Genomic DNA, 12,149 nt, shown 5'->3' with positions numbered 1-12,149 from the left:
CCGGATCTTAAATCTGGAACTCAGGCCCGTTGAATTCGGCCTCAACCTCAATCTTGCCAGCCAGAATATCCTGCTGCAGCGCTGCAATACGCTGGCGCACGGCATCCGGTGTGTCCGGGGCCATGATCAGGCGCACCGCATCCGGTTGCTGCAGGCCAACCTTGAAGATCTTGCCGGACTCGAACTTGTTTTCGCTCAGATTCTTGCAAGCTTCAAATACGCCAATGCCTACATCGGCCCAGGCGGAACCGACGAATACGTCGGGCTCGCGGGCGACCCAGTCAATTACATTGCCAATTTCTTTGATGCCCAGTTCACGGCAGGCCTGCGTTGTGCCGCTACGGCCTTTGTTCAGCATGGTGTAGATGATGTCTGCACCAGCTTTGGCCTGTGCCTGGGTGACCCGCGCGGCCAGCTCAATATCATCCTGGTTGCCGGAGAAGTTTGTCAGCAGCTTCACATCCGGATTGGCGTGCTTGACGCCAGCGGCATAGGAAGCGCGGGCGCGCAAACCAGGGGGCACGCGTATGCCGGACTGGTGGGCCACCACGCCGGTCTTGGTCATCAGGGCGGCATAGGCGCCGGCCAGCCAGGCTGACTCTTCCTGACGCACGTCATAGCTGCTCAGATTGCTCGCAGTGACGGCACCTTGCGTGATCACAAAGCGGGTATCCGGAAACTCCTTGGCAACGGCCAGGGCAGCATCGGTGTTCTGACCGCCGTGGGCGATCAGCAAGGTCGGTTTGTATTGTGTCGCCAGTTCGCGCAGGGCGGCAATTTGCGCCTGGGTTTCGTTAGCCACCTGGTCTTTGTAGTGGCCGGTAATGGGCAACTGGTCCATGGCCTTCTTGAAGCCCTGATAACCAGCTTGCATGAAGCCGTTGTCATCAATGTGGCCGCAGAACAGGGCGGCGACGACGGGTTTGTTGGCCGCCAGCACACTGCGGCCAAGCCAAGGGGCAGCCAGTGCGCCGGCTCCAGCGGAAGCGGCGGCCAGCAGTAACTGGCGACGGGTAAATCCGGTCATGATCATGTCTCCTGTGTAGTCTCCGACGTGGGCGTCGGTAAAAATCGTTTTTTTCTAATCTACAGGAGATGAAAAGCCGCGGTCCCCGAAGTTTTAAATGTCAAATATAAGAATTCTCGTATAGTGCGTTTACGCGGGCATGTATGAGACACGTCCGATATTGTTCACCGCGGAATCAGGGCCACGATAGCGCCAATGGCCAGGGCAACCCCCACCATATTGAGCGCGCTGAGCTTTTCCTTGAAGAAGCCCGCGCCGATGATGGCACCCATGGCAATCACGCCAATATTCATGGCCGAGAACACCAGAGTGGGATTCTCCGGGAAGATCTGGTGGGCGCGGATATAAAAGAAAATATTCCCGAAGTTCAGCAGGCCCAGCACCAGGCCGGCTAAAAGGCTGCCTTTGTGCCAGCTGGTGCGCTTGGCCAGCAGCCAGCACAGCATCAGCACACCGGCTAGCGAGAAGGACACCACCAGACTGCTGGAGAAAGCTGCACCGGCTTTGGAGAGCTGCTTGAACATGATGTCGATCACGCCATAGCCTAGCCACACAGCCAGCAGCATCAGGGCAGGATGCCCGGAGCCTGCTTCCTGGCTACTGGCCTGCCGCGGACGTATCAGCAGGCACAGCAAGGCAATCAGGGCCAGGGCGATGCCCAGCAGTTTCTGACCAGCCAGTTGCTCGCCAAACAAGAGAAAGGCCGCCAGCAAGGGAATGAACAGGGACAGGCGCTGGGCAGCATCGCTCAACACAATCCCGGCTTGCCGCACTGCCGCCGCCATGAACAGAAAGACGCTGGGCAAGAGCACACCCAAGGCAATCAGAATCCACCAGGGGGTAGCAGGATTCAGCAGACTGCTGGGATGCGGTTGCAGCAATACCAGACTCAAGGTGACCGCCACGCCATAGTTGACCATGATGGCCTGGGCGACATCGATCTGCCGCTGGCGAGCGACTTTCAGCAGAATGGAAACGGCAACACTGCACAGAATGCTGGCGATCAGAGTGAGCATGTTAGAGGGCCTCGACCATAGCGCGTGGACGGGTTTGTTCCAATGACAAAGGGGGTTCGGACAGTGTGGTTTTGGCCGCTTCCAGTTGCAGGCGGGCAAACAGATCCTGGTCTGCCACAAACTGCGGGTTGCCGGTAGTCAGCAATTGCTCGCCATAGAAAATGGAGTTGGCACCGGCCATAAAGCACAGGGCCTGGGTGCTGTCATCCATGGTTTCGCGACCCGCCGACAGGCGTACGGCGCTGGTGGGCATCAGGATACGCGCAATGGCAATCGTACGTACAAACTCGAAGGGGTCCAGATCATCGACCTGATCCAGCGGCGTGCCCGGTACTTTCACCAATTGGTTGATAGGCACGGACTCGGGGTAAGGGCGCATATTGGCCAGCTGAGCCAGCAGACCAGCACGCTCGCGACGGCTTTCACCCATGCCGATAATCCCGCCGCAGCAACTGTTCAAACCGGCTGCGCGTACGCGTTCCAGCGTGTCCAGGCGGTCCTGGTACGTGCGTGTGCTGATGATCTGGCCATAGAACTCGGGGGAGGTGTCCAGATTGTGGTTGTAGTAGTCCAGCCCGGCATCTTTCAGGCGCTGCGCCTGACCGTCTTTGAGCATGCCCAAGGTGACACAGGTTTCCAGCCCCATCGCTTTGACGGCGCTAACCATCTCAACTACCTGGTCCAACTGTTTTTCGGTAGGAGAGCGCCAGGCGGCACCCATGCAAAAACGCTGAGCACCCTGTGCCTGGGCGGCGCGGGCCGCTTCCAATACCTGTTCCAGGGGCATCAAGGGTTCAGGTTCCAGCTCGGTCTGGTATTTGGAGGATTGCGGGCAGTAGGAGCAATCTTCGGGACAGGCGCCTGTCTTGATGGAGAGCAGACTGGAGAGCTGGATTTGATTGGCCGGGTGGTGCTGTCTATGTACGGTCTGCGCCTGGAACACGAGGTCCATAAAGGGCAGCTCGTAAAGCTCCATGATGCGACGAATCGTCCAGGGTGCGGGGGTATTTACAGACATGGCAGGCTACCTTATTCAGTGACGCAGCTATGCTAGGTTTTCTGCCTGTGAAAGACGACTCCTGGGGCCGGCAGGCTCCGGAGGCTTTTCTCGCTATGGGGCCTATTTCAGTGATGCTTAGACGAAATTGTCGCTAACTTCGCTTAATTTTAATTATTGTGAGAGATACAAACTGTTTCAAAGGTAGTGTTTGCAAAATGTTTCAGCGGCTGGTTCAGTGCCTGATTACCGTGGTTTCCACCTTTTTATCCGAGGTAAACTGGCAGGCGATTTTGCAAAAGGATAAACATGCACGTGTTCGAGCGCCGCATCACCGTGGAATGGGGTGATTGCGATGAGGCCGGGATTGTTTTCTATCCCAATTATTTTTATTGGTTTGATTGCACGTATCAGGCGTGGCTGCGGCAAGCAGGCTTGAGCCAGCGTATCTTGCGCCAGGAATATGATGCGGTAACGCCATTGGTGGATGTCGGTGCCAACTTCCGCGCACCTGTCACCTATGATTGCGAGATTCGCGTTTGCGTGCATGTGGCTCAATGGCTGGACCGGCGTTTCAAGCTTGAATATCAAGTCTTCAATATGGACGGCGTGCTGGTAGCAACCGGCCACGAGTGGCGCGCCTGGGCGCAGGTCTTGCCGGAAGGGCGGCTGAAAGGTGCCGCCATTGCTGAAGACTTTCGTCAGCGCTTAGAAGGGAACGGGGCTGTTTGAAGCGGCCTGATCAGACACCGGCAGGCGCTGCTGCACTTGATGCAGCTGCGGCTTGCCATTGAGCGGTATATAGACAAAAGCCAATTGCTTGAACAGGCGTGCTTGCCAGCGTGCCTGTTGCAGGCTGATGTCCAGCACCAGCAGGCTGGGTTCATCCGGCCATTTGCCCTTGGGGTCCAGATTCACAGCGGGCCACCAGCGCAGATCCAGTTTCTGCAAATCGCGCAGCAAGCTTTCCTGAACTGCATCGTTAAAGGCACGGCTGCAAATTTGCGCGCCTGGATTGCAGGCGGTCAAAATTGCCGCACCACGGCTGTTTTCTTGTTCCAGTAATTGATTCAGAGGGCGGTTGAGCTGGCCGATGCGCACGTCCATATCGCCCTTTGGGCTGTGTACACGGTAGATCGCCTTCTCGAAAGCGTGAGACAGGGCGGCGGGCAGGTCTTTCTGTGTAGACATAAGCTATCTTGCGTCGTTCTGTTCTCTGGACCCACAAGACTGGCAGTGGGATGCATGGTTTGTTTGTGTTCAAACCATGCATCCATTATTTACACAGTTTCAGCCTTCAAGCAAGTTATGAGGCGCGTGGATCCTGGATTCGATTCCAGATCGAATACAAGCTGGGCAAGAACAAGAGCGTCAGGATGGTGCCAATGGCTGTACCGCCGATCAGCGTCAGGGCCATGGAGCCCCAGAACACGGAGAAGGACAGCGGAATGAAGGCCAGTACCGCCGCCAGCGCCGTCAGAATGACGGGGCGGGCACGCTGCACAGTGGCTTCAATCACGGCATCGTAGGGCGAGGCACCTTCAGCCCGGTTGGTCTTGATCTGCTCAATCAGAATCAAGGTATTGCGCATCAGGATCCCCGCCAGACCAATCAGCCCCAGAATCGCCGTAAAGCCAAAGGGTTGCTGGAAGATCAGCAGGGCGGGCACGCTGCCAATCAGGCCCAAGGGGGCGGTCAGGAACACCATGATCATGTTCGAGAGCGAACGTACCTGAATCACGATAACCAGCAGCATCAAGGCAATCATGACCGGGAAGACGGGCAGCAGCGCGTCATTGGACTTCTTGGCCTCGGCGGTGATGCCGCTCATCTCGATCAGATAGCCAGGGGGCAGGGAAGCCTGCAAGGAGGCAAACTCCTTCATCACCCGGTTGGCCACTTCTGCCGGTTGCACGTGCGGAGCAATATCTCCCCGCACGGTCATGGTGGGCAGGCGGTTGCGACGGGCCAGCTTGGGTTCTTCCTGGATGATTTCCAGCTTGCCGACTTGCTCCAAGGGCAGGTTCTGGCCCTGATCATTCATGACGGTCAGGCCGGACAGGCGAGTTGGGTCATGGCGGTTGCTGGCCGAGCTGCGCGCCACAACCAGCACATTACGCAGGTCTTCGCGGTATTCCGCAACGGTTGTGCCATCCAGCTGCAACTGGATTTGCTCGGCCAGACTCTGGCGATTCAACCCCAAGGCTTGCAGACGTTGCGGGTCTACGTCCAGCTTCAGGACGGGTACGCGCGAACCCCAGTCCACGTTCACCTGACGCATGTCCTTGTCGGCCCGCATCACCGCCATGGCCTGCTCGGAAATATCACGCAGCTTGTCCAGATCAGGGCCTCGTACCAGGAACTCCACCGGGTATTTGGTGGATGGCCCGAACACCAGCTGAGTGGCACGGACGCGCGCTTCTGGTGTCAGGCCATCGGCCACCACTTGGCGGAAGCGTTGCAGCAGCGCATCGCGGTCGTGGTGATCAGCCGTCAGCACCACCAGACGAGCAAAGGAGGGATCAGGCAGTTCAGGGTTGTAGGACAGGAAAAAGCGCGGTGCGCCTTGCCCGGCATAACTGGTGACCAGCTTGGTTTCGGGCTGCTCGCGCAACCAGCTCTCCACCTTGCGAGTAACGGCTTGCGTGGACTGAATACTGCTGCCCTCGGGTAACTGCACTTCTACCAGCAGCTCGGGTCGGTCGGAGGTGGGGAAGAATTGCTGTTTGACGAAACCCATGCCTACAACCGCCAGCACGAAGGCCGCCACCACAATCCCGGCCACCAGAAACTTGTGGTGTACTGACCAGGCAATCATGCGGCGCAGGCGCATGTAGTTGGGGGTGTCGTAAATGGCCTGATGGCCGCCAGGACGGGCTGGAATGGCGGGCAGCAATTTCACGCCCATATAGGGAGTGAAGGCCACCGCGACCAGCCAGGACGTCAGCAGGGCAGCGGCCAGAATCCAGAAGATATTGCCGGCGTACTCCCCGGCAGAGGAACGGGCAAAACCCACCGGCAGAAAGCCGATAATCGTCACCAGGGTGCCGGACAGCATGGGGGCTGCCGTATGGTTCCAGGCATAGGCGGCGGCTTTCAGGCGGTCCATGCCTTCTTCCATTTTCACGATCATGATCTCGATCGCAATAATGGCGTCGTCCACCAGCAGGCCCAGCGAGATAATCAGCGCGCCCAGCGTTACCCGGTCAAACACCTTGCCCGTCATCATCATGATGACGAACACCATGGCCAGCGTCAGGGGCACAGCGGCAGCCACTACAATCCCGACCCGCCAGCCCATGCTGACCAGACACACCAGCAGCACCACGCTCAGCGCCGCGAAGAACTTGAACATGAACTCGCCTACGGCGGAGGCAATGTTCACCGACTGGTTGGTGACGGTATCCAGGGAGAAGCCCAGGGGCAGGGCAGCGGCAATATCTTCCCGTGCCTTTTCCAGATCCTTGCCCAGATACAGGCCGTTGTAGCCCTCCTGCATCACCACATCCAGCAACATGGCAAATTGTGCGTTGTGGTGAATCTCGAAGCTGGGCGGGTCTTCGTATCCACGGCTGATGGTGGCAATGTCGCCCAGACGCAGATTGTGGCCTTGCACGTAGATATAGGTATTGCTGATGGCCTCTACATCCTCCAGTCCGGCGCTAAGGCGCATGTGAATGCGCGGGCCATCGGTGCTGACGGCACCACTGGCTGTCATGGCGCTGCGCTTGGACAAGGCTTCCAGAATCTGTTGAGGGTTGAGCTGCAGGTTGTGCAGCTTGGCTTCGTCCAGATCGACAAAAATACGCTCGCTTTGCTCGCCCAGAATATTGACCTTCTTGACGCCGGGGACTTGCAGTAGCTGGCTGCGTACTTTCTCGGCCTCGCGAGTCAGCAGGCGCGGTGGCAAGCCAGGGGCTTGCAGCGCGAACAGGCTGAAGGACACGTCCGAGTACTCGTCGTTCACAAACGGCCCCTGCACGCCTTTGGGCAAGCGCGGAGCCTGATCCTGCAGCTTCTTGCGGAGCTGATAGAACTCGCTCTGAACGTCCGCCGGCGGCATGGTGTCTTTCAGGGTCACCACCATCAAGGCGGTGCCGGGACGGGTAACCGTCTCTACCTTGTCAAACCAGCGCAGTTCCTGCATGCGCTTTTCCATGGGCTCGGCCACCAGATCCTGCATTTCCTGGGCGGTGGCTCCGGGCCACATGGCGGTGACGGTCAGCACTTTCACGGTAAAAGCCGGGTCTTCGGCTCGACCCAGTTTCACGAAGGAGTAAATGCCGGACGCTGCCAGAGCAATGATCAGGAACAGCGTGATGGCCCGTTCACGCACCGCCAGAGCGGAGAGATTGAAGCGGCCTGTCATTGCTTGACCTCGCGTGTTTCAGGACGAACTTCCTGGCCTTCATGCAAAAGGTTAGCGCCCAACGCCACGATGGCCGTACCGGCTTCAGGGCCTTGGGACAGGTAAGCGTGTTCCTGGGCCAGTTTGGCAATGGTCACGGGCTGCCAGTGCACAGTTTTCTGATCATCAATTACCCACACGCCGGGCCCTTTACCCGCATCGTAAATTGCAGTCAGTGGTACTTGATTCAAGGCGTCTGCATCCGGGGGCGTCAAATGCACAATGGCGCTGGAACCCAGTCTTGCGGTGACATTCTCGCCCTCGAAGGAAAAGCGGGCCTGATAGCTGCGGGTTGCAGGGTCAGAGGATTGGGCCAACTCGCGCAGTTGGGCGGGCAGGCTTTCCTGGGAGTCCGTCAGCTCAATAGTGGCGCGAGTACCCAGCGGAATATCCCACTGCTCGGGCAGGCTGACAATGACATCACGTGGACCGTCCTGGGCCAGGCGCAGCACGGCTTGCCCTGGGCTGACAACTTGGCCAACATCCGCAATCTGGGCGGTAATGATGCCGCTGGCTTCTGCTTTCAAGGAACTGTATTGGTCGGCGTTGCGGGCTATTTCAGCTTGTGCTTGGGCGGACTTCAGATTTGCCTGTGCGCTACGCAGTGCCTTCTGGCTTTGTTCATGCGCCTGACGGGAAACACCGCCTTGCTCTACCAGCAGGGACAAGCGTTTGTAATCTGACTGGGCTTGTTCGGCCTGAGCCTGGGCGGCCTGCACGGCAGCCAGACGGGCGCGGTAATCCAGTTGCAGATCTTTGGGATCCAGCGTCATCAAGAGCTGGCCTTTTTCCACGTGCTCGCCGTTCTGGACCTTGCGTGTATCAATCTTGCCGCCTACCCGAAATGCCAGCGGGCTTTCCACCCGTGCGCTGACCAGTCCCAGGAAACGTCGCTGCTGATCGGCCTTGGGCTGAATCACGCTTTGAATTACCAAAGGAGCCTGAGTGCGAGGGTCGGCCTCCTGCGTCTGCTGGCTGCACCCCATCAGTACAAGGGCGGCGGACAAACTCAAGACAGGACTAAGAGAGCGAAAAAGAGCCATGCAGGACTCCGGGTAGGTAAATAGTTGGATGAACTGTAACTTGGGGCGTGATGTTCAAGGCATCAGGCTGCGCAGGATAAGCTGCGTTACCACCAGCAAACCTTGGCGGGTTTTTTCAGGCGGATGTATTTCCAGCAAGACAGGGTGTAGACAGGCGGTCAAGGCAAACAGGATGCCTTGAACCACCTCGTCCAAGGGCGTGCGGCGTTCAAAGTCGCCGCTTTCACGGCCCGCGCGCACCAGGGCGGTGATTTGGGTCAGCAAATCTTCTCTGTGCTGGTCCACTGTTGCCCAATTGTTTTGCAGCGCTTCAATGACCACTTCTTGCATGCGGCCTTCCTGCAAGAACAGCTCCAGGCTTAGCGTGCAGGCGGTTTCAATGAAGTGGCGCAGACGTTCGATAGGGGGCAAGTCGCCCTCCACAATCTGTTGCAGCTGCACGTGCATGCCTTTGAGCACAGAGTGGCAGATCGCCTGGCCGATAGCCTGCTTGGAGTCGAAAAAACGATAGAGATAAGCGCTGGACACGCCTATGGATTTGGCCAGGCTGGCAACAGAGGTCTTGCGATACCCGTAGAGCCGGAAATGCGTATTGGCCTGCTCAATGATCTGTTCGCGGCGATGATGCTCGGTCGGACCACGCTGGCCCAGGGTACTGGCTGGCATAGAAGTTGAATGTTGAAGTAACGATAACGCAATACATTAACTTCCTTGTTAAGCCGCGGCAAGTAAATTGAGGCCACATATCCCGTTTTTTTGCTTGATGGGACTCTTCTTGACAGGCAAACCTTTTAGATCAGCCGATGGCTTGAGCAGGCAGCAGGGCATCCGCAGGATGGGATCATGCTTTGAGTCTGACTTTCCAGGCTTTGGCTTGTTGAGAGCGTGCCAGGGATAGCGCTTTTTGCAAGGTAGCTGATACGTATGGTTGTTCGGATGGGAGATGCATCATTGCCTGCGCCTGAATTCTCAGCAGTTCCGGGGCGTTCCATAGTTGCTCTTCAGCGGTCTCATCAGCAAGGCGGGCCTTGATGAGTGCAACCGCTTCCGGGCTATGCCCTTGTTCGATCATTGCATGTGCAAAGTCAGACAAGAAAACAGAATATGCCGTGTCAAACCCGTGCTCCTGTAACTGTGTCAGAGCTGACTGGAGTGTCTGGAAAGGAACTTCAGCGGGGTTCTCGGCGACTTTTGCCCAAAGCGTAAATGCCGAACCATACCGTGCCCAGAACTCCAAACCATGTTGGCCAGCAAGGTGATTAAGCTCTTGCGACATTCGAGTGACCTCCTGGCTATCCCCTGAAAGCGCTGCCACCGTGCAGCTTCCTTCCGCCAGTGCACAACATAAGGTGCAAGCGTGATCCAGCGGTATGGCCTCCTCGATCGCTAATTGGGCCGCATGGCGAGCTTTGTTCGTGTTCCCCATGACCCATAGAATGCGGGAAAGAAAAGCCCAGCCCGCGACGCGCTGATCCAATCCGAATCGGAAGTGAGAGCCATGGCGTTCGTCGCGCACATAGGCATCAAGCATGGCCTCGATTTCAAATAAGGCTTCAGCGTGCCGTCCTAAAAAATGATAGGACGTGCCAATTAGACGGCGGGCAGTCAGAAAAGCGGCTCGGTCAGAGAACTGTAGAGCCAAATCCGCCATGTTCTGGCCGTGTTCCAGAGCCTGGGTGTACCGGCCGCTACGAAGATGAAAGAGCCATAGGCCGTATTCCGCTTGTAGCTGCATCTCCCTGTCGCCTAGCTGCAATGCGAGCTCGCCAGCTCGGGTCCATGCCTGTCCATTCTCTGGCGTCGGGCCGCGTGACCAGGTCAGGGAGGTGGCCAGGGCGGCTTGAATCATCATCTCCTGCTGTTCTTCTAGGGATGAGCCTGTGCTTTGTTTGAGTGCATCCGTAATTCTCTGACGACCTTCATCGTGAAGCGACAACTGTATCCAGAATGGGGCGGAGTTGGCCAGGATATGGAGCCCCAGACTGCGGTGCTGATTATTTCGGAATGCCCAGTCCAAAGCGGTTCTGATGTCATCGATGTGGTGTTCATATCGTTGCCTCCACTGGGGCGTGGGTAAGGACATCCAGTCGTGTTGAGCCTGGGATGCCAGTTGGGCAGTAAAGTGCGCATGTCTGTCCGCCAAAACAGTCTGTCGATCCCCAAGCTGCTCCAGGGCATATGCGCGCAGCATACTCAGATAGCGATAGCGGATAGTTTGCGTCCCGGCTTGCAGGGTGAGCAGGGACTTTTCAAACAATCCGTAAATAATGTCGGGCAGTCTGGTCGAGTCTTTGGGTCTTGCAGAGACGATTTGTTCTGCAGCGGAGAGGGTGAAATCGCCAGGGAAAATAGCCAGTTCCTGAAAAGCGTTTTGTTCACGCGAGTTCAGTAAGTGGTAGCTCCATTGCATGGCCTCACCCAGTGTCTGGTGGCGCCCAGAGGATGGGTTCTTCCGGGCGGCCAGCAAACCCGAGGAAATAGCCAGGTCTTCAGCGACGGCAGCCAGCCCTAGCGAGGGGACTCGGGCAGCGGCAATTTCCAGCGCCAGGGGAACCCCGTCCAGCGCTCTGCAGAGTGCCGTAATTTGATCCAGATTATCTTCTGTCAGCTTGAAGTGATAGTCTGCGGCGATAACTCGGCGTACGAATAGCTCGATAGCACTGTATGCTCGTGCGTTTTCTAACTTGATGGGGTTTGCGGGGACGCAGAGAGGGGTGATGCGAAAGACTTGCTCGCCCTCCAGTCCCAAAGGGGTTTGGCTGGTAAGGAGGATGCTCAGCTTCGGGTCGGCCTCCAGAAGTTGTTCAATCACGTGTGCGCAAGCCGAAGCGACATGTTCGCAGTTATCAATTAGCAGGAGTGCCCTGTTTGGATGCGATGCGGCCTGTGTGTCTGTGCCGACAAGGCCGGCCAAGGCGCTTGAGATGCTTGGTAATACAGAGGCGGGGCTGCCAAGTTGGGACAAGTCCGCGAAGTAAACACCATCAGGGAAAAGTGGGCTTGCTTCAGAGGCCAGTTCTATGGCCAAACGGGTCTTGCCGACACCGGCAGGGCCGGCGAGCGTGATCAGGCATTGGCTTGCAAGGAGCCGATTTAATTCCAGCAACTCCTCTACACGGCCGATCAAGGGGGACCTGGGACGTGGCAGTTTGCTCCGTGTTTGATGAGCAATAATTGGGCTTGCCGCTTGATGGGATTGCACAGCGCCGGTGAATCGATAGCCTCGGCCAAACTCCGTGGAAATAAGGTCTCTATCGTCACCCAGAGTTTTCCGTAATGATGAGATCTGTGCCTGCAAGCTGTTTTCCTCGACCACATCCTTGGACCATATCTGCGAAAGGAGTGAGTCTTTTGACACCACTTTTCCTGCTGCCTCTACAAGGTAGATGAGCACATCAAGCGCACGCTCGCCTACCTCCAACCGCACACCGTCCCGCAGCAAAAGCCGCAGGCCCGGAAATAGCTGGTACCGGCCAAATGCCAGCATATCGTCGTCGCGGGCCAGGGCGGATCTTGAGTGTTTCTGAGGGGCGGGGTGGGTACCGTTAGACATGCTTGTCTCTGGGTAAAGTTGGGCGGAAAAGCAGATTTCAGACGTCTGAAATTGTAGGCCAAAGACTTTGGCTACGTGTTCCTTCACCATGACAGCCTACTTTTT

General features: G+C 57.3%; 9 protein-coding genes. 1 reads left to right on the top strand and 8 read right to left on the bottom strand.

The features are described 5' to 3' along the window. Positions 1 to 7: 7 nt before the first annotated feature. From OSH04_RS06595 to bioB, 3 genes are all read right to left on the bottom strand, one after another. Complete coding sequence (locus OSH04_RS06595; protein WP_266108139.1) at positions 8 to 1,027, bottom strand: BMP family protein; 1,020 nt, start codon at positions 1,025 to 1,027, stop codon at positions 8 to 10. A gap of 164 nt (positions 1,028 to 1,191) precedes the next feature. Continuing rightward, positions 1,192 to 2,043 (bottom strand): EamA family transporter, encoded by an 852-nt coding sequence (locus tag OSH04_RS06590; protein ID WP_035271192.1) that lies wholly within the window; start codon positions 2,041 to 2,043, stop codon positions 1,192 to 1,194. 1 nt (position 2,044) lies between these two features. Beyond that, positions 2,045 to 3,061: a biotin synthase BioB gene (gene bioB / locus OSH04_RS06585; RefSeq protein ID WP_083054143.1), complete on the bottom strand. Its 1,017-nt coding sequence runs from the start codon at positions 3,059 to 3,061 to the stop codon at positions 2,045 to 2,047. A 288-nt stretch (positions 3,062 to 3,349) separates the two neighbouring features. Here bioB and OSH04_RS06580 point away from each other — a divergent pair, with 288 nt between their 5' ends. Beyond that, on the top strand, positions 3,350 to 3,772 hold the full coding sequence (locus OSH04_RS06580) for an acyl-CoA thioesterase (RefSeq protein ID WP_266108138.1): 423 nt from the start codon (positions 3,350 to 3,352) through the stop codon (positions 3,770 to 3,772). Here OSH04_RS06580 and OSH04_RS06575 read toward each other — a convergent pair. The 5 genes from OSH04_RS06575 to OSH04_RS06555 form a co-directional block, all read right to left on the bottom strand. Continuing rightward, positions 3,749 to 4,231 carry a DUF3293 domain-containing protein gene (locus OSH04_RS06575; RefSeq protein ID WP_035271189.1) on the bottom strand — a complete coding sequence of 161 codons (483 nt, stop codon included), beginning with the start codon at positions 4,229 to 4,231 and terminating at the stop codon, positions 3,749 to 3,751. The genes OSH04_RS06580 and OSH04_RS06575 overlap by 24 nt on opposite strands. 115 nt (positions 4,232 to 4,346) lie before the next feature. Continuing rightward, positions 4,347 to 7,409: an efflux RND transporter permease subunit gene (locus OSH04_RS06570; RefSeq protein ID WP_266108137.1), complete on the bottom strand. Its 3,063-nt coding sequence runs from the start codon at positions 7,407 to 7,409 to the stop codon at positions 4,347 to 4,349. Beyond that, a complete protein-coding gene (locus OSH04_RS06565; protein ID WP_009463858.1) occupies positions 7,406 to 8,491 on the bottom strand; it encodes an efflux RND transporter periplasmic adaptor subunit in 1,086 nt (361 codons plus the stop codon). Before OSH04_RS06565 ends, OSH04_RS06570 begins: the two co-directional genes overlap by 4 nt. Positions 8,492 to 8,545: 54 nt before the next feature. Beyond that, positions 8,546 to 9,157, bottom strand: a complete 612-nt coding sequence (locus OSH04_RS06560) for a TetR/AcrR family transcriptional regulator (RefSeq protein ID WP_035271186.1) — start codon at positions 9,155 to 9,157, stop codon at positions 8,546 to 8,548. Between the two features lie 175 nt (positions 9,158 to 9,332). Further along, positions 9,333 to 12,044 carry an ATP-binding protein gene (locus tag OSH04_RS06555; RefSeq protein ID WP_266108136.1) on the bottom strand — a complete coding sequence of 904 codons (2,712 nt, stop codon included), beginning with the start codon at positions 12,042 to 12,044 and terminating at the stop codon, positions 9,333 to 9,335. Positions 12,045 to 12,149 lie beyond the last annotated feature (105 nt).

This window comes from Alcaligenes nematophilus (assembly GCF_026344155.1).
Classification (GTDB): domain Bacteria; phylum Pseudomonadota; class Gammaproteobacteria; order Burkholderiales; family Burkholderiaceae_B; genus Alcaligenes; species Alcaligenes phenolicus.
Note: the sequence above shows the minus strand (reverse complement) of the source record. Positions and strands in the feature narration are given on the sequence as shown.